Annotated in this window: 18 protein-coding genes; 8 read left to right on the forward strand and 10 right to left on the reverse strand. The window is 68.7% G+C overall.

Features of this window, described 5'->3' with window-relative positions:
* Positions 1-2,496 carry a LamG domain-containing protein gene (locus BO221_RS00650; RefSeq protein WP_233165561.1) on the reverse strand — a complete coding sequence of 832 codons (2,496 nt, stop codon included), beginning with the start codon at positions 2,494-2,496 and terminating at the stop codon, positions 1-3.
* Positions 2,497-2,903: 407 nt separating this feature from the next.
* Here BO221_RS00650 and BO221_RS00655 point away from each other — a divergent pair, with 407 nt between their 5' ends.
* Positions 2,904-4,667, forward strand: coding sequence for a DNRLRE domain-containing protein (locus BO221_RS00655; RefSeq protein ID WP_143195188.1), 1,764 nt, complete (start codon positions 2,904-2,906; stop codon positions 4,665-4,667).
* On the opposite strand, the gene BO221_RS00660 is transcribed toward BO221_RS00655, so the two are convergent.
* The 9 genes from BO221_RS00660 to BO221_RS00700 all read right to left on the reverse strand — a co-directional run bounded on the left by BO221_RS00660 (position 4,652) and on the right by BO221_RS00700 (position 14,432).
* Entirely contained in the window at positions 4,652-5,374 is a 723-nt protein-coding gene (locus tag BO221_RS00660; RefSeq protein ID WP_073558404.1) for a hypothetical protein, read from the reverse strand. The genes BO221_RS00655 and BO221_RS00660 overlap by 16 nt on opposite strands.
* Positions 5,371-7,179, reverse strand: coding sequence for a serine/threonine-protein kinase (locus tag BO221_RS00665; protein ID WP_073558405.1), 1,809 nt, complete (start codon positions 7,177-7,179; stop codon positions 5,371-5,373). Before BO221_RS00665 ends, BO221_RS00660 begins: the two co-directional genes overlap by 4 nt.
* A gap of 38 nt (positions 7,180-7,217) precedes the next feature.
* Positions 7,218-7,751, reverse strand: coding sequence for a hypothetical protein (locus tag BO221_RS55780; protein ID WP_073558406.1), 534 nt, complete (start codon positions 7,749-7,751; stop codon positions 7,218-7,220).
* Positions 7,752-7,769: 18 nt separating this feature from the next.
* On the reverse strand, positions 7,770-9,506 hold the full coding sequence (locus tag BO221_RS00675) for a sigma 54-interacting transcriptional regulator (protein WP_073558407.1): 1,737 nt from the start codon (positions 9,504-9,506) through the stop codon (positions 7,770-7,772).
* Positions 9,507-9,552: 46 nt separating this feature from the next.
* Positions 9,553-10,326: a hypothetical protein gene (locus tag BO221_RS00680; RefSeq protein WP_073558408.1), complete on the reverse strand. Its 774-nt coding sequence runs from the start codon at positions 10,324-10,326 to the stop codon at positions 9,553-9,555.
* Between the two features lie 128 nt (positions 10,327-10,454).
* Complete coding sequence (locus BO221_RS00685) at positions 10,455-11,267, reverse strand: serine protease (protein ID WP_073558409.1); 813 nt, start codon at positions 11,265-11,267, stop codon at positions 10,455-10,457.
* A 4-nt stretch (positions 11,268-11,271) separates the two neighbouring features.
* A complete protein-coding gene (locus BO221_RS00690) occupies positions 11,272-12,030 on the reverse strand; it encodes a zinc-dependent metalloprotease (RefSeq protein ID WP_073558410.1) in 759 nt (252 codons plus the stop codon).
* 442 nt (positions 12,031-12,472) lie between these two features.
* Positions 12,473-13,231 carry a zinc-dependent metalloprotease gene (locus BO221_RS00695; RefSeq protein WP_073558411.1) on the reverse strand — a complete coding sequence of 253 codons (759 nt, stop codon included), beginning with the start codon at positions 13,229-13,231 and terminating at the stop codon, positions 12,473-12,475.
* Positions 13,232-13,667: 436 nt separating this feature from the next.
* Positions 13,668-14,432 (reverse strand): zinc-dependent metalloprotease, encoded by a 765-nt coding sequence (locus BO221_RS00700; RefSeq protein ID WP_073558412.1) that lies wholly within the window; start codon positions 14,430-14,432, stop codon positions 13,668-13,670.
* A gap of 334 nt (positions 14,433-14,766) precedes the next feature.
* On the opposite strand from BO221_RS00700, the gene BO221_RS00705 reads away from it, so the two are divergent.
* The 7 genes from BO221_RS00705 to BO221_RS00735 all read left to right on the forward strand — a co-directional run bounded on the left by BO221_RS00705 (position 14,767) and on the right by BO221_RS00735 (position 22,241).
* Positions 14,767-15,945, forward strand: coding sequence for a DUF6068 family protein (locus tag BO221_RS00705; protein ID WP_073558413.1), 1,179 nt, complete (start codon positions 14,767-14,769; stop codon positions 15,943-15,945).
* 60 nt (positions 15,946-16,005) lie between these two features.
* Complete coding sequence (locus BO221_RS00710) at positions 16,006-16,797, forward strand: enoyl-CoA hydratase/isomerase family protein (protein ID WP_073558414.1); 792 nt, start codon at positions 16,006-16,008, stop codon at positions 16,795-16,797.
* 137 nt (positions 16,798-16,934) lie between these two features.
* Positions 16,935-17,282 (forward strand): hypothetical protein, encoded by a 348-nt coding sequence (locus BO221_RS00715; RefSeq protein WP_073558415.1) that lies wholly within the window; start codon positions 16,935-16,937, stop codon positions 17,280-17,282.
* A gap of 124 nt (positions 17,283-17,406) precedes the next feature.
* Positions 17,407-18,402: a tetratricopeptide repeat protein gene (locus BO221_RS00720; protein WP_143195189.1), complete on the forward strand. Its 996-nt coding sequence runs from the start codon at positions 17,407-17,409 to the stop codon at positions 18,400-18,402.
* Positions 18,403-18,429: 27 nt separating this feature from the next.
* Positions 18,430-18,969, forward strand: a complete 540-nt coding sequence (locus tag BO221_RS00725) for an AAA family ATPase (protein ID WP_073558416.1) — start codon at positions 18,430-18,432, stop codon at positions 18,967-18,969.
* Between the two features lie 126 nt (positions 18,970-19,095).
* Positions 19,096-19,695: an ABC transporter ATP-binding protein gene (locus tag BO221_RS00730; protein WP_233165707.1), complete on the forward strand. Its 600-nt coding sequence runs from the start codon at positions 19,096-19,098 to the stop codon at positions 19,693-19,695.
* Positions 19,692-22,241, forward strand: a complete 2,550-nt coding sequence (locus tag BO221_RS00735) for an FtsX-like permease family protein (RefSeq protein WP_073558418.1) — start codon at positions 19,692-19,694, stop codon at positions 22,239-22,241. Before BO221_RS00730 ends, BO221_RS00735 begins: the two co-directional genes overlap by 4 nt.
* The last annotated feature ends 4 nt before the right edge of the window (positions 22,242-22,245 follow it).

Genomic DNA, 22,245 nt, shown 5'->3' on the forward strand with positions numbered 1-22,245 from the left:
TCAGGGAACGAACTTCCAGCTCTGGGTCACCGCGGGCTGGAAGCAGTGGACGTGGACGGTGGTGGTGCTGGGCACCTCCTGGATGACTCCCGCCCCGTAACCGCGCGCCTGACACCACCTGCTGACCTCCAGCCGCGATTCCGCGGAGGCGAGGCTGCCCGTGTTGGTGGCGGTACCGATCTGCGACCGGGCCACATCCTGGATGAGCCCCGAGTTGAAGCAGCCCACCCATGGCCGGGAGGTCATCTCGAAGATCATTCCGGACGTCCACCCCAGGCCCCGGCACCACCGGTGGGCGGCGGCGGTGCAGTCGTTGTTCATGGAGACCCGCTCGTCGGTGCAGCCCGCGTGACGGCGCGCCAACTCCTCGAAGGTCACCCCCAGGCTCTGGTGCTGGATGGGCGCACACGCCACGCCGACCTCCGTGCTGGTGGCGGAAGCGGGAACTCCCAGCAGCGAGATGGGCGGGCGGTTGCCGATGACCTGCTGGAGGGTCTCGAAGAAGTTGGTGGCGCTGCTCAGCGCGTCATCTGCCCCGCGCTGCGCGCAGACGCGGTGCATGGACACGGCGCACGTCTGAGTACCCAGCGCCGGCAGGCTGTTGCAGGACGGGTGCTGCTGATTCATGACGAACTGGCCCCCGGTGGGCTCTTCCTGGATGGCGGCCTCCTTGCAGTCCGCTCCATGGGTCGTCAGGCAGATGCTGCGGTTGGAGCGGGCATTCGTGAAGAGGCGCACCTCGTCGATGTAGCCCTTGAACGAGCCCTCCCCGTTGGCCGGGCAGCTCTGGGTGTCGAGGTTCGTGCCCGCGCCAATGGAGAGCGTCCCCGTGCCCAACTTGAGGGTGCCGGGGGCGTTGGGCAACGTGCGTCCCGTGGCCTTGCCGTTGAAGTACTCGCCGAACTGTCCCGTGACTCCATCCCAGGTGTAGGCCACGTGCGTCCAGACGCCCTTGGGCAGCGGCTGGCTGAACCCCAGGCGGACCCGCTGTCCATTGATCACGAACGACATGTGCAACGCGCCGTTCGCCTCGTAGATGAGATCCAGGCCCCCGGGCTTCGCCAGGAGGTAGCGGTAGGGATTGCCCGTGCAGCCCTGGTTGATGGCCGGGTCCGGGCGGATGGCGAGCTGCACCGTGAAGCCCCGGACGGTGGCCCCAACGCCAGGAAGGGTGTTGGTGGGGTCGGTCAGGCTCACGGTGGCGGCACCGCCGCCGGGGAGGACGAGCGCCTTGCCCTTGCCGTGCGGCTCCCACAAGGAGCCCGAGGGCGGCTGCGTCACGTCGTTCTTCTCGGAGATCTGCGCCGTGCCCACGAGCGTGCCCGTGTAGAAGCGGCCCGCGCTATCGGGCGTGCGCGTCAGATCATACGTTCCCGCCCGGGTGACCATCTCGTTCATGGGCAGGAAGAGCAGCTCGAAGGGATTGAGCAACTCTCCCAGGTCCACCTCGTTGTAGTCCGCCGTGTTGCTGCCGAAGAGCGAGAGCACGTCGTGCGTCTTGGTGACGGGGAGGTAGCGGGTCTCGTTGCTCGAGCCCGGCGGGAAGTTCTGCGAGGGAGCGCGCTCCTGCTCGAAGTTCCACATGGGGCCCGAGTAGAAGAGGTGGGCGATGTCCTGCCGGTCGGTGTTGAGGCTCCCATCGATGTGATGGGCGATCCACCCCGTGTCCGCGCCAATCAGGCTCATCGCCTCGCGCCGCCCGCCCGCGGCCCCGGTGAACCCGACGGCGGCATAGAGGACGTTGCGGCCCTCGTGGTCCACCCAGGGATAGGCGGCACGAATCAGATTGCCGCCAGCGACGGTGTCACCGAAGGCCTCGCCGGTGGCCGCCTTCATCCGCTGCCAGGCCATCGGGTAGCGCTTGATGCCCGGGGTGGTGTCGTTGAACATCATGGACAGGGGCCGGGGCTCACTCCAACCCGTGGCGGCGCAGGGGGTGGGGTTGTAGCTGTACATCAGGTAGTCGATGGCGCCGTTGTTGAGGGGGCCGCCCTGGAAGAGGAGCAGCCGCCCGTCGGAGGTCATCGTCGGCTCAATGCCCATGATGGGGGCGCCCGAGAGGGTCTTCAGCTCTTCCAACGGGCCCGTGGAGAAGGAGGCGATCTCCGCCTGCACCGTGAAGGGCTGGCTGACCCGGACATCCGCGGTACGGCGGCGGAAGCGATTCGGGCCGTTGAACATCATCGAGTCGAAGATGTAGGGCTGGTAGACGGCGACACCGCTGCTGAGCGTGTAGGGCTGCGCCGGGTTGAGGAAGCAGAAGGCCAGCGCGTTCTCCCCGTTCTTCACCTGGATCGTCTTCCCGGGCGAGAAGGCGCTCGAGAAGCCCGGTTTCCCCTCGGCGTCGTACGTCACCGCCTCGGGCCGGAACACACGCGCCCTCCAGGTCGTGGTCGTCGTTGCGTGATCCTCTCCCACGTTGCCGATGAAGAGCCGGCCATCGAGGCTCGAGGTGTGGCCGTTGGAGCCAAAGGGCGTCGAGATGCGCGTATTCACCAGCGAGGGCCGCGTCGCCGCGGCCGCTTCCGTCGCGCACAGGGTGAGTCCAAGCAGGGGAACGAGGAGGCGTGACCGCGAACGTGGACACGGCCGGGAACGAAGGGGAGGGACCATGCGGGGGGCTCCTGGGTTTGGAAACCCGCCATAACAGATTTTCAGGACTTCATGGAAGAACCTCGAATCCCCTGACCTGACATCGGTGTCCCCTGGGAGGGAGCGCCCGCGTGCCAGTCCTGGCACGTTCCTCTCGCGTTGTCCCATGACTCCGGGAGCGTTCTCGCGCCCAACTCCTTGAGAAGACTGGGCCCACCGCTGCTTCCCGAACCCTGGTCTCCCGCTTGCTCAAGGAGAGGTCCGACCGCGCCGGCAGGTGCCGACGCGCGAGCCACCCCCGGAGCCAGCACATGCATCGCGTTCATCATCGGAAGCAGTCCCTTCGTTCTCTTGTCCTTCCTCCCCTCATGCTGGGGCTCGCCACGGCCTGTGGTGCCGGCGGCGAGCCGGGGGAGGGGACTCCGCGCCCGCTCGTGACGCGGCCCTCACCCCTCTCCAGCGCGCCCATTCCCAACCGCGTGGTCATCGAGCCCGAGGCGGATACCTATGTCTGGGCAAGCCTCCCAGGAACGAACTACGGCACGAGCACGGCCATGTCCGTGGAAACGACCAGCTCGTTCAGCTACCTGCGCTTCAACCTCCACGGCATTCCCGCCGGTGCCCGCATCGCCTCGGTCATGCTGCAGGCCGTGTCCTTCGATGGCTGGGCGCACGGCGGTAACGGCAACGTCTACACCTACCTGGTCCCCAATGACACGTGGAGCGAGACGGGCATGCACTGGTACAACCAGCCCGCCGTCTCGGGGACCGACCTCGGTTCCTGGTGGCTGTGGTATGCCAATGACAAACCCGTGCAGGTGGGCGTCAACTTCAGCCCGAAGCTGAGGGCGCCGGTCCAGCAGGCCCTGGACTCGGATGGGTTGATCTCCTTCCGGCTGAGCTCTCCCGGGTACAAGACGCGGTATTACTCCCGCGAGCACTCGGTCGCGGACCAGCGCCCCAAGCTCATCGTTACCTGGTTCGACGCTTCCTCGCAGGCGGTGCTCGAGCCCGAGGCGGATGCGCATGTGGACGCCGCCCAGCCGGATGTGAATTTCGGCACGGGTGAGACGCTGACGGCCGACTCGGACAACCACGCCGCCTACCTGCGTTTCAACCTCGGGAGCATCCCCGCCGGAGCCCACGTGTCCTGGAGCACCCTGCGGGCCACGGGCTACAGCGGTCCGGACAGCACCGGTGACTGGAGCGTCCACACCTACCTGGTCCCCGATGACAGCTGGAGCGAGACCGTCCTCACCTGGAACACCCGGCCGAGCGACCTGGATTCCGAGGGCAACCCGGCTCCCGCGCTCGGCTCCTGGTGGCTGGAGTTCTCCGGCAATCCTCCCCTGGAGCAGTCCGTCTCCAACTCGAGCCAGATGCTGATCGCCCCCGTGCAGAACGCCCTGGACTCGGATGGGTTGATCTCCTTCCGGTTGAGCGCCGTCAGTTCCGTGACGAACTACCGCTCGCGCGAGTACCCGGACGCGAGCGCGCGGCCGGCGCTCTCCGTCCGCTACGCCTATCCTCCGGTGTGGTCGAGCCTCCAGGCGGCGGCCATCTTCCCCACGGCGGATGCGCACGTCGTGTCGAGCAGCCCCACCACGAACTTCGGCACGCAGCAGAGCATGCTCGTGAATCAGGGGGGCTCGGAGACCTTCCTGCGCTTCAGCCTCGCCAACCTCCCCCCCAACGCCCGGATCGCCGCGGTCTCCCTGGTGGCCACTGCCCACAGCGGCTACGCCTACGGGGGTGACGGCAACGTCTACACGCACCTGGTCCCCAACGATACCTGGAGCGAGACCGGCATCACCTGGAACAACAAGCCGGCCATCTCGGGCGGAGAGCTCGGCTCCTGGCTCGTGCGGTACGACGCCGACAAGTACGCCATCCAGCTGGGCATCAACTCGAGCCCGAAGCTGGTGGCCCCGGTGCAGCAGGCGCTGGAAACGGATGGATTGATCTCCTTCCGGCTGAGCTCTCCCGGGTTCCTGACGCGCTACTGGTCGCGCGAGTACACGAACACCGAGGCCCATTGGCCGACGCTGCTCGTCTACTACTACCTCCCCGTTTGAGCGTCGGGCGTGAGGACGAGCCCGTCCAGCACGCCATAGGCGTAGAGCGCCGCGAAGGCATACGCCCCCACCAGGTAGGAGACGTTGAGCACCCGGGCCGTGGCCGCGTCCCCGGCGGTGTATTTGCCGTCGGGGCCGCGCAGGGCCAGCGCCGCGCCGAGCGAAGCGGCGGACACGGCGAAGGTGCTCCCCTGCGTCACCGCCAGCACCGCGCCCTTCGTCTCCCGCTGGTGCATGAAATGGCCCACGCCAAAGGGCACCAGGTACCAGCCCCGCGAGGGCACGGCGCGCGGAGGGAGCGCCAGTTCCACCTGCGCAGGGGGCGCGGGTTCCGGGGGGAGGAGCACGGGGCGGCGGCGCTGCCCGGCCCGCTCGGAGATGAGCGCCGCGCGCTGGGTGCGCACCCGCTCCACGAAGGCGATGAAGTCCGGTGGATAGAGCAGGGGATCCCGCTTCACCTCGGGGCTCGCCGCCAGCGCCTCCACGGCCTCGCGCTCCGCCCGGCCCGGGTCCTCCTGGGCGTGGTACGTGGCGGCCAGCAGCAGGTGGGCCTCGGCCTCCTCTCCGGCGTCGTTCAGCCGCAACGGGTAGAGGAGCGCTTCCAGCTCGGCATGGGCCTTCGCCAGTTCCCCGGCCTGGTACGCCTCGCGGGCGGGCTCCAGCGCTGGGGATGCTGACAGCACCAGGGTCATCACGAGCCCCATCATGGCGAGGACCTCAACATCACCTCGGTCCGCGCTCCCGCCACCACGTCCACCTCGCGTCGCACGACACTTCCTCCCGGGAGCCTGGCCGAGAACACATGTCCTCCGTGCTCCACGAACACCGGCCCCGGCAGGGGCGCCACGCCCAGCTCCGTCCCATCCACGAGGAGCCGCGAGCCCTCGGGCGCGACGATGCGCACTTCCGCCTTGTGCACCCGCAGGGAGAGCTCGCGCGACACCGTCTGGCCCGGAGACACCTGGATGACTTCCTCGATGGGCTCACACAAGGGGTTGTCGAAGCGCAGCCGGTGGGTGCCCGGCGACAGGCGCAGCTCGCGCACGCGGGGGGTGTAGCCCCGGCTCTGCCCGTCCACGAACACCTCCGCCCATGGGCGCGTCACCACGTGCAATGTCGCGGGCACCTGTGGCTCCCGCGAGGCCATTTCGGCGGCCGGGGGCGGCTCCTCCCGAGGTGGACTCACTGGATTCACGGAGCGGGTGGCCGGGGGCTCCTTCCGCTTCGACGGGACCGGGCGAGGCGGCTGGGTCCGCGAGACTCGAGGAGCGGGTTCCGCGGCAACGGGCGCGGCCTCCTTGTCGATGGGTGCCGGGACAGGCTCGGGAGCGGGTTCAACGGTCTCCACGGGCTTCGAGACAGTCTCCGGTGGCGGGGCCGATGGGGGCGCGTTCGCTGGAAGGGCAGTCCAGACGATGCCCAGGGTCACGAGAAGGCCCACCAACAGGGCGCCGCCCACCAGGGCCCGCGAGCGGCGTGCCGGCGGACGCGCGCGCAGCAACTCGCGCACCTCGGAGGAGTCAGGGCGGAGCGACAGGGCCGCGTTGAGCAGCTTCGCGGCCCGGGCTCCCTCGCCCCGGGCGAGCAAGGCTCCGCCCTCCTTCAGCAACCGTTGGAAGTGGAGCTCGCGCCACCTCGCGGCTTCGGCCTCGGGCGCCTGGAAGAAGCCACGGGAGACCTCGGCGGGTGATCCAGCGATGCGGGTCACCACGTCTTCCAGGAGCGCGGCCAGCTCCGTGCCGTTCTGGGGCCGGGCTCGCGCGTCCCGGGCGAGGCAGCGGTCCACCAGCGCGCCCAGGGGCTCGGGCATGCCGGGCACGATGTCAGCGAGCCGGGGCGCGTCCCGCGTCATCACCGAGGCCACCAGGTGCGCGCCCCCCTTGCCCGCATGCGGCGTCGTCCCCGCGCACAGCTCGAAGAGGAGGACGCCCACCGCGTAGACGTCCGAGGCCGGGGAGAAGGCGCCCGTATCCAGGCGCTCGGGAGCCATGTACGCGAGCGAGCCCGTGACGGCGCCGGTGCTCGTCAGCCGCTCGTCGTCCGCCAGCGCGGCGAGCCCGAAGTCCGCCAGCTTCAGCGTCCCGCTCCGGGACACGAGCACGTTCTCCGGCTTCACGTCCCGGTGCACCACACCCCGCGCGTGCGCCTCACCCAGCGCCCGCGCCAGCGTCCAGCCCAGCACTGCGGCCACCTCGGGCGGCACGGGCGCGAGCCGTTGGGCCAGTGCGCGCAGATCCTCGCCCTGCACCCACTCGCACACGAGGAAGGGCCCCCGGCGGGCGTCCTCGCCGAAGTCGTGAATCTCCAGCACGTGGGGGTGCTTGATGGAAGCCGCCAGCTCGGCTTCCCGGCGGAAGCGCTCCGCGCGGCGCCCATCCTCGCCCGGGTGCATCACCTTGACCGCCACATGGCGCGCCAGACGGGTGTCCCGAGCCAGGAAGACCGTGGCCATGCCTCCTCGCCCCAGCTCCTGCTCCAACTGGTAGCGGCCGGCCAGCAATTCGTCCGTCATGCCACGCCCATCCTAGAAAGCCCCTTCCACCCGGGCAATCACCCCGGACGGCAGACGCGCACCGTCTTCCCCGGCACCAACACACACGCTCCCGGTGCGCCTCCAGGACACTGCGTGTCAGCGGTGCAGGGCACATGGCATCGCTTTGCTTCGCCCCCCAGGGACACGCAGAAGCCACAACGGCCGCAATCGGTGGAGGTGTCGCAGAATTCGCCGGCCTTCGTGGGCGGCCCCTCGGCGCACGCCTCGACGCACTTGTAATCCGGGGCGCATTGGTAGCCCGGCCGGCAGTCGGCCCCCAGGCAACCGTGCACGCAGACGCCCTTCTCGCAGAAGACCGTGTAGGAGCACGTGCCGAACCCCGGACAGGGTTGGGTGACCCGGGGACCGTCCTCACAGACGTTGTCCCGGCTGGCGTCGTTGCAGCGCTGGCCGTCCGGACACTCCTGGTCCTTCACACACGCCCGCGGTCCGGCGTCGCCGGGGTCCTCCTCCCGGACCTGGATGTCGAGAGGGCAGCCCAGCATGGTCACCAGGGCGAGGGGCGCGAGGAGTCGGACGAGTCGGTGCATGGCCACGCGGGAATACCCTCAGGGCTCCTCGCCCAGGTAGCGGAAGATGGAGCGCAGCCCGATGCCGAGCGCCTGCGCCGCGTCCTTCTTGCTGCCGCCGCTCCGGGCGATGGCCTCGCGCACGTAGCGCTGCACGAAGGCCTCGCGCGCCTCCTCCAGCGGCACCAGCGGCGCCGTGTCCGCCCCCAGCTCCAGATCCTCGGGGCCGATGAGCTCTCCAGCCGCGAGGATCGCCGCGCGCCGCACCCGCGACACCAGCTCGCGCACGTTGCCCGGGAAGGGATGGCCGCGCAGGGCCTCGGTGGCCTTCTGGGTGAAGCCCCGCGCGCGCCCGGCCTCGCGGCGCAGCACCTGGTGGGCGATGAGCAGCACGTCATCACCCCGCTCGCGCAGGGGCGGCACCTCCACCCGGACCTCGTCCAGACGGAAGAGCAGATCGCCCCGGAAGCGGCCTTCCTCCACCAGGGTCTTGAGGGGACGGTGCGTGGCGGACACCACGCGCATGTCCACCTTGCGCGGATGGTTCTCCCCCAGCCGCGTCACCTCGCGCTCCTGCACCACGCGCAACAGGCGGGACTGGAGCGGCAGGGGCATGTCTCCCATCTCATCCAGGAAGAGCGTGCCGCCGTCCGCGGCCTCCACCAGCCCGGGCCGGTCCGTCCCAGCCCCCGAGAAGGCTCCCTTCACGTGGCCGAACAGCTCCCGCTCGATGAGCGACTCGGGCAGGGCCGCGCAGTTGATGGCCACCAGCCGCCCGCGCCGTCCACTGCGCCGGTGCAGCGCCCGCGCCACCTCCTCCTTGCCCGTGCCCGTCTCGCCCTGGATGAGCACGTGGAGCGAGGTGGGCCCCACGCGCTCCACCTGCCGGTACATCGCGCGCATGGCGTGCGACTCGCCGATGAGCCCCTCGAAGGTGGCCGCTTCGATGCGCTGGGTGAGGTTGTCCACCCGTGCGCGCAGCTCCATCAACTCGCGCGAGGAGGCCAGCAACAGCGCCGCCAGCGAGGACAGGGCCATGGCCTCCTCCAGCTCCCGGGGGGTGAAGGGGGGGCGGCCTCCGCGCCGTCCGAGGTACACGGCGGACAGCGCCGCCGTTCCTCCGCGCAAGGGCAGCACCAGGGCGGAGGTGAGGTGCAGGGCCACGATACTGGGTGCCCCGGCCAGCGCCGCGTCCGTGGCCACGTCCGCCACGAGGACGGGGGCGCCCGAGGCCACCACCTGGTCCACCAGGCTGTCCACCACCGCCGCCTCGGGCACCGGCCCGGTGGCGCACAGCACCTGGCGCCGGGTTCCCTCCACCGACACGAGGAAGCCCACGTCCGCGTCCGCGACCTCCGCGAGCCCGCGCATGGCCACGTCCAGGAGCTCCACGGTGGGCCGCTGGACCATCAGCCGCGAGGCGAAGCCCGTCAACACCGCCAGCAGCCGTCCCCCCGGGGCCACCTCCGGCGCGGAGCCCGTGGCCGGCCGGACCGCTTCGGTGGAGAGCAGGGTGAGGGTGACACGCCCCACGGAGAAGGAATCTCCAGGGGCAAGCGGTGCCAACTCCACGCGCTTGTTGCGCACCCGCACCTCACAGCCCCTGGCCGCGGCGGACACCGTCCAGCCTCGCGCCTCCTGGAAGAGCAGGGCGTGGCTGGGTTTCACCCCGGCTTCCCGGAGGACGACGTCACAGGCGGAGTCGGAGCCCACCGACACCACCGGTTTCTCCAAGGGAACGTGGCTGCCATCGGGCAGGACGAGCACGTGCGGCATGGAGCAACGATATCCGGTGGAGCCGGGGCCGGGGGTTCAGCCCTCATCAGGGACCGATATCGGGCTGCTCGACCGAGTACTCCTTGCAGTAGAAGTAGTTGTTGATCTCCGTGGAGCCCATCCCCGTGCTGTCCTCCACCCTGAATTGGATCTGGACCTGGGCGTCCTCCATGGAGGCGTACATGGGGGCCTCGCAGTAGAAGACATGGCTCCAGTAGCCCTCGTACCAGGGCATGCTCACGTACGGCTCGGGGATGTGGTTGAACCGGTTCACCTGCTGCCAGACAGGGGTGTGGGAGCCGGTTCCTCCCGAGGAATAGCCCGTGCAGGTGACCTGCTGATTGTTATTGCGGTAGCACTGCATGGAGGCGGAAGGGCAGGCCTGGGAGAAGGTGCTCGAGACGACGCGCGCGCCTTGCGCCATACACGTGGTCCGATTGCCATTGCTGTCGATGACCATGGGCCAGGCGCGCACCTCGAGGGTATGCGTGCCGCAGGCGATGTTGGAGCTGCTGTGATTCCAGGTGCCCGTGGGGGAGGCCATCTCGGACCAGGCCTGCCGCTGGCCGTCCACGTAGTACTCCAGGCGGACGCCATTGGCGAAGGTGGACACCGCCCAGTTGCCCGCGGCGCCCAGCTCGCCTCCGTAGGAACTGGCTCCCGCGAGGGTGAGCGAGGTGACGCTCAGGCCCGCGCACATCGCGGACTCCACCTGGCCCGGCGTCTCGTCAGGGGACGTGGACTCCAGGGGGGCACCGCACGCGCTGAGCAGCAACGTGGACAGCAGGAGGGGACGGATTCGGAAGGAGGCGAGGGGCATGGGGCGGTGATGAGGCTTCAAGGGGGGGGCCTTGAACAATACCGCCAACCTGGAAAACCTGCAATCCCGGAAGAGACTGGGAGTGCAATCCAACGAGACGAAGGGTCCTGGGCCGTGCCCGCACGCCCTCAGCGCTCGGCGATGTCGGTGCTCCGCAGGTACTCGGACGCCTCGACGATCGCTTCCGCGGTCCAACCCCTGTTGGCGCCGCCGCCCTTTTCGTCGCAATCGCCGTCGGTGTGGATTCCCAGCAGGTACCCTTGACGGGTGAGGATGCCAGCGCCGGAGCTCCCGACCAGGGTGTCCAGATCCACGTAGTAGACCTGCCGATCACACGCGTCCAGGTACCTGCCTTCGGCGATGGACTTGGGCTTGCCCCGGGGATGCTGGATGATCGCCAGCTGCTCGGTGGGCTGGGCTGTCAGTGGGACCGGCGTCACCGCGGGAAGCACGTCCAGCTGGATGAGCGCATAGTCGGGATCGAGCGACTGCTCGATGACCGTGCCTTCGGTCACCCGCTCCTCTCCGTCTGGATTGTCCTCGAAGTTGAAGACCAGCAGCGGCCGGTCTCCGAGGCCGGCACAGTGACCCGCGGTGATCACCACCGGTCCCGCGCTTGCTTCAATCAGGGTTCCGGTGCAACGCCCGTCGATCAGGGCGACCGCCTCTTCCCTGTCCAGCACATCGGCGAACTCGCCCTGATAGCTGTTGACGGGGGTGAAGTCGGCGGTCGGGCCGCACTGAGACAGACTGCTGACATCGAGACTGCTTACATCGAGACTGCGTACAGCGGGACTGCTCACCTCGGGCTGCTTCGCGTTTCCGCAGACCTGAGGAACCGCGGGCACCGGCGTTCCACAGGCCGTGAGGCCCAGGAGGACGGTGCCCGCGAGGCGCAGGCCCCACAGATTCATGAATGGATCAGGGGGCCGCCGCGCCATTTTCTCAGTACAGGTAGTTCAGCGCCGTGACGTCGGAGCTGGTCCAGGTGCCGGTCGAGCTCGAGCTGAAGCAGGAGTTCATGACCGAGCCGCCCGACACCGCGGTGCTCGGGGTGCCGGGGATGAGGATGGCGCCCACGCCGGCGGTGCCCTCGTTGGAGGCGGAGCCGCCGCAGCTGATGGCGCGGTTGTAGTAGTCAGAGTGACGGAATCCGATGCAGTGACCGAGCTCGTGCGAGATGACGTGCTTGTTCACGCCCGCGCTGTAGCTCTGCAGGCCGGTGCCGATGTTGATGGTGCCGTAGGGCTTGCCACCCGAGGGGAAGCCCGCCGAGCCGCCGGCGCCGGACATGGTGGTCGCGGTGATGTTCGCGCTGCAGCCGGTCGCCGGGCCGCGAACCATGGTGAAGGACAGACCCAGGTTGTTGTAGTTGGCGATGGCCGCATCCAGGCCCGCGCTCAGACGGCTGTAGCTGTTGAAGCCGGAGGTGGGGTTGATGCAGATCTTGGTGATGCCGCTCATCAGGTTGGTCGTCCGATACTGCTCGGCGCCCTTGTCGGCCTGCAGCATCTCCTGGGAGGCCTCGAGCGTCACGTGAGCGTCGTTGCCCACGTACACCAGGCCGTCGACAACCTGGATGTCATCGGCCGGGAAGCCGGCCTGGACCAGGTTCTGCACGATCTCCTTGTTCTCGGTCTCCGTGTCGAGACCGCAGCCAACGAGAGCAACACCGGCCAGCAACGCCATAGAAAGCTTACGCATGGGGGCTTCCTTTTCGAGGGACTACAGGGGTTGGACGCTGCCGCCTGGTACTTCCAGCCGCGGCCGCGCGCTCCTTCCCTTGAGCAACCCTTGGGCCAACGCCCCCGCACACCAGAAAACAAGAACTTAGCGAGCAATACCCGGATAGCTCTGGAACACGGATGTGCCAGCCGTCCTGGGAGTTCTTGTAAAGGAGCCTGACGTTTCCCAGTGAATCGTTTGTTGGCTCAATGGGTTGCGCGCAAGACACCGGGATCGTCCGAGTCTCGGACGATGTGTTTGGCAATAGGACAGCAGGCCACCTCCCGGGTTGCGGGGGAGCCCATCACCGTCCTGGCGCGTTGCGCCATGGCCAATCCCAATCATCCGGGGTGCCGGGGAAGCAGTTGCATCATCAACTTATTTCCTGATGACGCTGTGCATCCCCGGTCCCCGTGTCACATCAGTACAGGTAGTTCAGCGCGGTGCGGTCGGAGCTGGTCCAGGTGCCGGTGGAGCTCGAGCTGAAGCAGGAGTTCATGACCGAGCCGCCCGAGGTGGCCGTGCTGGGCGTGCCGGGGATGAGGATGGCGCCCACGCCGGCGGTGCCCTCGTTGGTGGCGGAGCCGCCGCAGCTGATGGAGCGGTTGTAGTAGTCAGAGTGACGGAAGCCGATGCAGTGGCCGAGCTCGTGCGTGATGACGTGCTTGTTCACGCCGGAGCTGTAGCTCTGCAGGCCGGTGCCGATGTTGATGGTGCCGTAGGGCCGGCCACCCGAGGGGAAGCCCGCGGAGCCGCCGGCGCCGGACATGGTGGTCGCGGTGATGTTCGCGCTGCAGCCGGTCGCCGGGCCGCGAACCATGGTGAAGGACAGACCCAGGGCGTTGTAGTTGGCGATGGCCGCATCCAGGCCCGCGCTCAGACGGCTGTAGCTGTTGAAGCCGGAGGTGGGGTTGATGCAGATCTTGGTGATGCCGCTCATCAGGTTGGTCGTCCGATACTGCTCGGCGCCCTTGTCGGCCTGCAGCATCTCCTGGGAGGCCTCGAGCGTCACGTGAGCGTCGCGGCCCACGTACACCTGGCCATCGACGATCTGGATGTCGTCGGCCGGGAAGCCGGCCTGCACCAGGTTCTGCACGATCTCCTTGTTCTCGGTCTCCGTGTCGAGACCGCAGCCAACGAGAGCGACACCAGCCAGCAACGCCATGGAAAGCTTGCGCATGGGGGGTTCCTTTTGGGGACGACGGGGGTTTGACGCTGCCGCCTGGGGTTTCAGCCGCGGCCGCGCCCCCATCCCATGAGCAACCCTCGGGCCAACAGCTCCGCACACCTGAAAACAAGAACTTAGCGAGCAATACCTGGATAGCCCTGGACCACAGATGTGCCAGCTGCCCTAAGACGGCGTGTAAAAAACCCTGACGTTTGATGGCAAAACATTTGAGACATCAAGAGTTTGAATGCATAGCATCTGGAATGTCCGAATCTCGGACAGCATGTTCATCCATCGGACAGGGGCCGGCCTGCCGGGTTCGGAGGGGGCCCACCAACGATCTGGCGCGTTGCGCCACGGTCATCTCCATCGGCGGGGCGCCGGGGAAGCACCCGCGTCATCGGTTCATGCGCTGATGACGCCGTGCATCCCCGGTCCCCGTGTCACCTCAGAAGAGGTAGTTCAGCGCGGTGCGGTCGGAGCTGGTCCAGGTGCCGGTGGAGCTCGAGCTGAAGCAGGAGTTCATGACCGAGCCGCCCGAGGTGGCCGTGCTGGGCGTGCCGGGGATGAGGATGGCGCCCACGCCGGCGGTGCCCTCGTTGGTGGCGGAGCCGCCGCAGCTGATGGAGCGGTTGTAGTAGTCGGAGTGACGGAAGCCGATGCAGTGGCCGATCTCGTGCGAGATGACGTGCTTGTTCACGCCGGAGCTGTAGCTCTGCAGGCCGGTGCCGATGTTGATGGTGCCGTAGGGCTTGCCACCCGAGGGGAAGCCCGCCGAGCCGCCGGTGCCGGACATGGTCCTCGCGGTGATGTTCGCGGTGCAGCCGGTGGTCGGGCCACGCGCGAAGGTGATGCGCAGGCCCAGGGAGTTGTAGTTGGCGATGGCCGCATCCAGGCCAGCGCTCAGGCGGCTGTAGCTGTTGAACTGAGAGGTGGGGTTGATGCAGATCTTCGTCACGCTGGTGCCGACGGTGTTGGTCGTCCGGTACTGCTCCGCGCTGTCGGTGCCGGCCTGGAGCATCTCGAGGGAGGCCTCGAGGGTCACGTGAGCGTCGTTGCCCACGTACACCTGGTTGTCGACGACCTTGATGTCGTCGGCCGGAAAGCCGGCCTTGACCAGGTTGGACACGATCTCCTGGTTCTCGGCCTGCGGGTCGAGACCGCAGCCAACGAGGGCAACACCAGCCAGCAACGCCATGGAAAGCTTGCGCATGGGGGCTTCCTTTTCGGGGGACGACGGGGGTTGGACGCTGCCGCCTGGGGATTCCAGCCGCGGCCGCGCCCCCATCCCATGAGCAACCCTCGGGCCAACACCGGGAGACACCGGAAATCAGGGACTTAGTTGATGAGGCAAGATTGGCCCTGGAGCAGGGATGTACCCATCGTCCTGGGACTTCTTGTAAAGCGCCCTGACGTTTTGCGGTGAAACTATTGCACCATCAATGGTTTGAGCGCATACGATATGGGCTGTCCGAATCTCGGACAGCATGTTCATCCATCGGACAGAGGCGTGAATACACTCCTGGTGTATCCAGTCACACCTTCATATGCGCCACTCCACACTCCCCCTCGCCGCGCTGCTGGGCGCGGCCCTGTCCTTCCTCCCGGGCTGCGAGAGCACGAAGTCGAGCAGCCCTTCTCCTTCCGATCCCCAGGCTCAGGAGTCCGCCTCCATGAAAGCCGCTGACGCCTGGAAGCGAGCCCGTGTGGGTGATCGGGTCACCTACTCCTTCACCGCGAACCAGGGCCCCGGGCGCGGTGGTGGCGGTGCCGCGCGCACCCTGGGCGGTCAACTGACGCTGGAAGTGGTGGCCGTGCAGCAGCCCTGGGTCTGGGTGCGTGTGGCCTACACCGATGAGGCCGGCAAGCCCCTGGCGCACCCGAGGCTGGCGCAGGAGCTCCTCGTGCCCGTGCGCGCGGACACGACGCGCCCGCTCGAGGTGCCCCACGCGGGAGAGACGACCGCCGAGAAGCCCACCAGCGCGGGCCGCACCTGGGAGGCCATGCGTTACGTGAGTGACCAGCGCCCCGTGGACGGCCCCCTGCGCACGCGCGTGTACGCCAACGAGCCGGGCCCGCTCTACCTCACGGGCGGCCTGCTCGAGGCGAGCACCGAGTCGGCCGGCTTCCACGTTCCGGGCGGCATCAAGCTGACACTGCGCGAGTTCCGCGAGGGCTCGGCCGGTGCCAACGCCGCCGTGCCCGCGCTGGAGCGGCCCCTGGGCCCGGGCACGTACTACGAGCGGCGCGTGGACGTGGGTCCCGCTCCCGGCGTGCAGCGCGTGTGCTTCGCCGCCGAGCGTGGCTACTTCCTGCGCGCCGAGGGCCCCGTGGACGCCAACGCCGCCCCGTGCTCGGACTTCTCCCAGGCCGAGCCGGAGGCCCTCGAGGAGGTGCTGATGGGCCTGCCCTGGGACGTGCTGGCCTCGGGGGACTGGCCTCCCTCCGTCGCCGCGGCCGGCACCCGCGGCACCTTCACCGTGGAGGGCCGTAGCGTGCCCGCCCTCATCGATCAGCGCACCGAGGACGTCGAGGGCACCCAGCGCGTCTTCACGGACACCTACGCGGCCGAGCCGTGGGCTCCGGCGCTGGCGGGCCTTCCCTATGAGGCCCGTTTCATGCCGCTCGCCAGTGGCACCGAGCGCCTAGCCGCCGGTGGCAAGCGCGAGCCCGAGGGCGGTGCGCGGCTCGAGCGGTGGGGCTCGTGGCTCGGGGGCCAGAAGTAACTCCTGACGCCTGACAGTGGGGGCCCCGGACCTCGGGCCGGGCCTGATAGAAGGGGCCCCATGTCCACTCCGTCCACTGCCGTCCTGCTCGAGGTGGAGGGTGCCGTCGCCACCCTCACGTTGAATGATGCCGCCCGCCGCAACGCGATGACCCCCGAGCTCGGGGAGGCGCTGCGGGACCGGGTGGCCGAGCTCAAGCTACGCCCCGACGTGAGGGCTGTTGTTCTCGCGGGGGCTGGCGGGGCGTTCTCCGCGGGGGGCGACCTCCAGATGCTCGAGCGGCTGCGCCGGGTGTCCTCGGAGGAGGCGCGCACCTTCATGCTCGACTTCTATGCGCGCTACCTCAGTGTGTTGGACCTGCCGGTGCCCACGGTGGCGGCGGTGGAGGGCGCGGCGATTGGCGCCGGGCTGTGCGTGGCACTCGCGTGCGACCTGTGCGTGGTGGCCGAGGACGCGAAGCTCGCGCTCAACTTCGTCCAGCTGGGCCTGCACCCGGGCATGGGGGCCACGTACTTCGTGCCGTGGAGGGCGGGCGCGCAGCGGGGCGCGGAGCTGCTGCTGACGGGCCGCCGCTTCGATGGGCGTGAGGCGGTGCGGCTCGGACTGGCGCTGGAGGCGGCGCCGGGGCCCGAGGTGCTCTCGCGCGCCCGGACGCTCGCGGCCCAGGTGGCGGCGAATGCTCCGCTGGCGATTCGAGCGCTCAAGCGCAGGCTGGCCCCGGACCGGGCCGCCCTCCTGCGGGCCCTGGAGGACGAGGCGCGTTTCCAGGCGGAGAGCTACGGGAGCGAGGACCTGGGCGAGGGGCTCGCGGCCGCGGCGGCGCGCAGGGCTCCCGTCTTCCAGGGGCGCTGAGATGCGATCTCGGTGACGGGCACGCACCGGGTGGGAAAGTCGACGCTCATTGAAGCGCTCGAGGAACGACTCGCGGAGTATCGGGTTGTCGGCGAGCCCTACCACCTGCTCGAAGAGAATAGCGAAGAGCTGATGACATGCACCCTCTCATCTCGGCCGGCGTTTTCTACTACCTGGAGAAGCAAGCCGTCGAGGACACCCTGCGCAAGATCGCCAGCACCGCCAGGGGCAGTGTCGTCGCGTTCGACTACTTCACGACCGAGTCGCTCGAATCGCGGGCGCTCTACTGGCGCATGGCGAGAGCGGGGACCAGGGCCAGCGGAGAGCCGCTGAAATTCGGCATCGATAGCCGTCCGCCGGTGAGCGAGCGCCTTGCCGGGTTGCTCCTGTCCTGCGGACTTTCACCCGGAGAGCACCGGGTTCTCGGGCAGGAGACGGAAGGGAAGCGCGCATGGGGCGGCTTCGCCATCGCGGTGGTGGAGTAGGGGAGGTCAGCACGGGGAGCGCGTGCGATTGACGCTCACCCGGGTTCCCGATGTGTCTGAATCCCGTATCATGGGGATTCTGAACTTTTCGCGACGGGCCATCATGCCCGGAAAGGACTTCTCCATGCTTCGCTCTGGAATCGAGACGCGTCGGCGCCCCTGGGTGCTCGGGCTCACCGTGGCCGTGATGCTGCTGGGGACGCGCGGCTCCGCGCATGAGGCGGCGAAGGCGGAGGCGTCGAAGGCGGAGGCGTCGAAGGCGGAGGCCCCGAAGACGCAGCCGCCGAAGGGAGATCCGGCGAAGGCGGAAGCCTCGAAGAAGGAGACCACGAAGAAGGAGGTGTCGAAGCAGGCGGCGCCCGTCAGCAAGGAGGAACTGGCCCGCGTCGCGAAGGTCAACGAGAAGAACTGCACGAAGGGCGACCTGGATGGTTGCTACAAGCTGGGTGTGGCCTACGCGCAGGGCCTGGGTGTGGCCAAGGACGCGGAACGTTCGGCCTCCTTTTTCAAGAAGGCGTGTGACAAGGGTCATCTGGACGCGTGCAACGGCCTCGGCATCGCCTACATGCAAGGTGCGGGGGTGAAGCAGGATCCGAAGCAGGCCATCGCCCTCTTCGAGAAGACCTGCAACGCGAAGAGCGCGAAGGGTTGCTTCAACGTCGGCATTACCTACGCGATGGGCAATGGGGTGACGAAGGATCTGGCGCGCGCCGCCACCTTCTACGAGAAGGCCTGCACCGGGGGCGCGGCCGCCGGCTGCTTCAGCCTCGGCCTCGCCTACGCGGACGGTAACGGGGTGGAGAAGAATCAGGAGCGTGCCGCGAAGCTTCTCACGCAGGCGTGTGACGCGGGAGACATGAACGGCTGCAACATCCTCGGCCACTCCTACATGTCCGGGAACGGTGTGAAGGAGGACATGAAGCGAGGCGCCAGCCTCTTCGAGAAGGCCTGTGATGCGGGGCTGGCGGGAGGCTGCCTCAACCTTGGCCTCGCCTACCAGCATGGTGATGGAGTGGAGGCGAGTCAGGAGCGCGCCAATGCCCTCTTCAAGAAGGGGTGCGACCTCGGGTTCGGCCCCGCCTGCAACGCCCTCCGGGAGGCCACGGAGGATGCGCACTGAGCCGCTTCGTCTTCCAGGGGTACTGAGATGCGCATCGCGGTGACTGGATCGCACCGGGTGGGGAAGTCGACGCTCATTGAAGAGCTCGAGGAACGACTCGCGGAATATCGGGTCGTCGACGAGCCGTACCACCTCCTCGAAGAGGAGGGATACGAGTTCGCTTCTCCACCGTGCCTCGAAGACTTCCTCGAACAGCTTCGCCGCTCGATGGAGTTGCTCGAGGACGAGGAGGGCACGCGAAACGTTCTGTTCGATCGCTGCCCCCTCGATTTCCTGGGATACCTCCTGACCCACGAGGACTCCGATTCGTTCGAGCTGGAGGAGTGGCTTGCCCGGGTTCGTTCCACTATCCAGACCCTGGACCTCATCGTCTTCGTGCCCATCGAGGAGCGCGATCGCATCCAGCTCCCCGCACACGAAGATGCCGGGCTGAGGCGGGAGGTGGACGAGAAGCTCGCCTGGATACTGTTCGACGACCCGTTTGAGTTGGGAATGGAAGTGCTACCCGTCCACGGGTCCACGAGCGCGCGGGTCTCCCAGGTTCTCGAGCACCTTGGGCGAAGATAGTATCCTCCGGCACGTGTTCGGCCGCAGCCAGAGCGGGCACATCCCATCATCATGAACGTACTCAAAGCATCGAAGCTGTCGCGCTCGTTTCGGGCAGGGGACGAAGAAGTCTGGGCCTTGCGTGACGTGGATCTCGAAGTCCACGCGGGTGAATTCGTGGCGGTGATGGGGCCCTCGGGGAGCGGGAAATCCACGCTGATCTCGCTCCTGGCCGGGCTCGAGTCGCCCACGTCGGGCGAGGTGTGGCTCGGGGGAGAGCCGCTGCACCAGCAGTCGGACGAGGCCATCAGCCGGCTGCGGCGCACCCGGGTGGGGTTCGTCTTCCAGAGCTACAATCTGGTCCCTGTCCTGACCCTCGAGGAGAACGTCGCGCTGCCCTTCCTGCTCGAGGGCACGCCACCCGCGAGCTATGCGGCGAAGGTGGCGGCGGCGCTCGCGTCCGTCGAGCTCACGCATCGGGCTAGGCACCTGCCTGATCGGGTCAGCGGTGGGGAGAGGCAGCGTGCGGCGATTGCGCGGGCTCTCGTCGCGGATCCCATCCTGATCTTCGCGGACGAGCCCACGGGAGCGTTGGATCGTGAGAAGGGGCAGGGCGTGCTGACGCTGTTGCGCCGCGCCTGCACCGAGCAGGGCCGTACCGTGGTGATGGTCACCCACGACGAGGAGGCCGCACGCAGGGCCGACCGGATCATCCGCCTCCGTGATGGGCGCTTGGAGGCTCCATGAGCCGGGCGCTCGGGCTGGGGTTCGCGCTGGCGGTCCGCCATGCCTTGCAACGGCCCATGCGGACCCTGGTGACGCTGCTGGGGATCGCGGCCGGGGTCGCGGGGCTTCGTGCCGTGCAACTGGGAACGCAGGGCGCGCTGGACTCCGTCAAGGCGGCCTTCGAGCAGGCGGCCGGGACCACCGCGGTGGCGGTCATTCCACCGGGCGAGTCCCATGTGCCCCTGCCCGCGGGCACGCTCGAGGCGATCGAAGGTGTGCCGGGGGTGGAGGCCGCATTGCCCTCGGTCCAGCTCTCCACGGTGCGTGTCGAGGAACTCGCGGAGTGGCAGGCCCCTCTCTACCCGGGTCAGATCAGCGGCTTGTGGGTCCAAGGGGTTGACCTGGCGCGCGAGCCGGGGCGCGGCCGTGTCGTCCCCCTGGAGGGCCAGCCGCTCACGCCGGGGGTGTGGCTGGGCGAGAGCTATGCGCGCGAGCGGGGGCTGCGTCCGGGCTCGACGATCCGGTTGGTGGCGCCCGGCGGTGAGGCCACCTTCGAGGTGCGGGGGTTGCTCGCCAGGGAAGGACTGGGTGCCCGCAACGGAGGGAACGTCCTGATCGCGCCCATCGAGCCGGTGCGGCGCGCTTTTGGCCTCGCTCCGGAGGCGATCTCCGAAGTGGCGCTCGTGGTGCCGGATCATCGCATCGACGAGGTGGTGGGGCAGCTGCGGGAGACGCTGGGGGAAGGGGCCTCGGTGGTGCGCCCCGGCGAGCGTGGCAAGGACGTCGCCTTGCGGATGAACAACATGCGGGCGGGGACGGATCTGACCTCCACGCTGGCGCTCTTCCTGTCCGCCTTCTTGATTTATGGGCTGTATGCCTCGGCCGCCGCCGAGCGCCGCCGTGAGACGGGCATGCTCCGGTGTGTGGGGGCCACGAAGGTCCAGGCGGCACTGCCGCTGCTGTGGGAAGCCCTGCTCTGTTCCGTGCCCGGTGCGTTGCTGGGGGCGGTGCTCGGTGCGCCGCTGGCGGCGGGGGTCGCCGAGATCTTCGCCCGGGTGGCTGCCACCGAGGCTCGCCCGCCTCCCTCCGATCCGTGGGGCGCGGTGCTCGTGGCCGGCGCGGGCATCGTGGTGGCTGTGCTCAGTGCGCTCATCCCGGCGATTCAAGGGGCGCGTCAACCTCCGTTCGACGCCGTTCGCGCGCGGGCAGGCGCCGCCGAGAGCCCTGGCAAGACGGCCACGCTGGCCTGGATGGCGCTCGCGGTGACGGCGCTCGCGGGGCTCTGGCTCTTTCCTCCGCGCTCCTCGGGGCCGATCCTGACCTACTCGCTGGGGCTCCTGTTCATCGCCGGCTGTACCGGCGCCCTCCCAGCCCTCATCGGGCCCATGGCCTCGGGGATGAGCCGTATCGCGGCGCGGTGGTTCGGCGGCGGTTGGGCGCTGGGCGCCGCGGGCCCACGCTGGAGACCGGTGCGCAGCGGACTGGCCGCCGGGGCGGTGCTCTGCGCGGTGGCGATGGTGGGGGGCATGTCCTCGGTGGCGCTGGGCGTTCGCGGGCAGATGGAGGAATGGTCGGATCGGGCGCTCGGGTGGGATCTCTTCGTGCGCAAGCCCTCGGGTCTGGATGAGGCGCTCGTACGCCAGCTGCAGGCGCTCGAGGGCGTCCGGCGCGCTTCCCCCGTGACCGTCCGGGCCGCGCAAGTGCAGGCCGAGGATGGCAGGACGCTGGGACTGTCGGTGGTGGGCATCTCGGCCCGGGCCTACGCCGAGGAGGGCGCCTACACGGTCGTGGGTGCTTCGGAACCCGATGAGTCGAGAAACCTCGTCCGTTCCATCGAGCAGACCGATCGCGCGTTGGTGACCTCGGTCCTGGCCGAGCAGCTCGGCGTGCGCGCGGGACAACGCCTCACGCTGAAGACCCCCACCGGCCCGCGGACGCTCACCGTGTCGGCGGAGATCGTGGACTACACGCAGAATGGCTTCGCGGTGATCGTCTCGCAGGTGCTGCTCGAAGAGGCCTTTGGGGTCGAGGGGACGGACCTGATGGCCTTGCGCCTCGAGGGCCCCCAGCACCTCGCGGCCGTCGAGCGCGCCCTCTCCGCGATGCCGGGTGTGCGAAGCGAGCGTCAGGCGAGTCTCAAGCAGCGCGTGCTCGACATGGTGGATCAGGCCCTGTCGGCGATGGACGGGCTCCTGTTGCTCGCGGGCGTCGTGGGGTTGTTGGCGGTGGGATCGGCCGTCGCGCTCTCTGCCTTCGAGCGCCGGGGGGACATCGCGGCGCTGCGCAGCCTGGGGATGGCCCGGAAGCAGGTGGGCGCCATGCTCGTCGCGGAGGCGGTCGTCACCTCGGCGGTGGGCTCCCTGGGGGGAATGGTGGTGGGGATGTTGCTGGCGTGGATCTTCTCGGAGGCCACGCACCGGATGGGCTTCCCGGTGGCCTTCGTTCCGCCCTGGCGAGCGTTGCTGCTGGCGTCGGTAGCGGCCCTCCTGGCGGCCTTGCCCGCGGCCTTCCTCCCGGCGCGCCGGGCGATGCGGATCTCCCCGGCCGAGGCCCTGCGCGAAGGGTGAGGGC

The organism is Archangium sp. Cb G35, from assembly GCF_001896145.1.
GTDB lineage: Bacteria > Myxococcota > Myxococcia > Myxococcales > Myxococcaceae > Archangium > Archangium violaceum.

Bases quoted from the DNA above. Each gene is read 5' to 3' on its own strand.
- BO221_RS00655 (WP_143195188.1), top strand. From the start codon at position 2,904: ATGCATCGCGTTCATCATCGGAAGCAGTCCCTTCGTTCTCTTGTCCTT.
- BO221_RS00660 (WP_073558404.1), bottom strand. From the start codon at position 5,374: ATGATGGGGCTCGTGATGACCCTGGTGCTGTCAGCATCCCCAGCGCTG.
- BO221_RS00665 (WP_073558405.1), bottom strand. From the start codon at position 7,179: ATGACGGACGAATTGCTGGCCGGCCGCTACCAGTTGGAGCAGGAGCTG.
- BO221_RS55780 (WP_073558406.1), bottom strand. From the start codon at position 7,751: ATGCACCGACTCGTCCGACTCCTCGCGCCCCTCGCCCTGGTGACCATG.
- BO221_RS00675 (WP_073558407.1), bottom strand. From the start codon at position 9,506: ATGCCGCACGTGCTCGTCCTGCCCGATGGCAGCCACGTTCCCTTGGAG.
- BO221_RS00680 (WP_073558408.1), bottom strand. From the start codon at position 10,326: ATGCCCCTCGCCTCCTTCCGAATCCGTCCCCTCCTGCTGTCCACGTTG.
- BO221_RS00685 (WP_073558409.1), bottom strand. From the start codon at position 11,267: ATGGCGCGGCGGCCCCCTGATCCATTCATGAATCTGTGGGGCCTGCGC.
- BO221_RS00690 (WP_073558410.1), bottom strand. From the start codon at position 12,030: ATGCGTAAGCTTTCTATGGCGTTGCTGGCCGGTGTTGCTCTCGTTGGC.
- BO221_RS00695 (WP_073558411.1), bottom strand. From the start codon at position 13,231: ATGCGCAAGCTTTCCATGGCGTTGCTGGCTGGTGTCGCTCTCGTTGGC.
- BO221_RS00700 (WP_073558412.1), bottom strand. From the start codon at position 14,432: ATGCGCAAGCTTTCCATGGCGTTGCTGGCTGGTGTTGCCCTCGTTGGC.
- BO221_RS00705 (WP_073558413.1), top strand. From the start codon at position 14,767: ATGCGCCACTCCACACTCCCCCTCGCCGCGCTGCTGGGCGCGGCCCTG.
- BO221_RS00710 (WP_073558414.1), top strand. From the start codon at position 16,006: ATGTCCACTCCGTCCACTGCCGTCCTGCTCGAGGTGGAGGGTGCCGTC.
- BO221_RS00715 (WP_073558415.1), top strand. From the start codon at position 16,935: ATGCACCCTCTCATCTCGGCCGGCGTTTTCTACTACCTGGAGAAGCAA.
- BO221_RS00720 (WP_143195189.1), top strand. From the start codon at position 17,407: ATGCTTCGCTCTGGAATCGAGACGCGTCGGCGCCCCTGGGTGCTCGGG.
- BO221_RS00725 (WP_073558416.1), top strand. From the start codon at position 18,430: ATGCGCATCGCGGTGACTGGATCGCACCGGGTGGGGAAGTCGACGCTC.
- BO221_RS00735 (WP_073558418.1), top strand. From the start codon at position 19,692: ATGAGCCGGGCGCTCGGGCTGGGGTTCGCGCTGGCGGTCCGCCATGCC.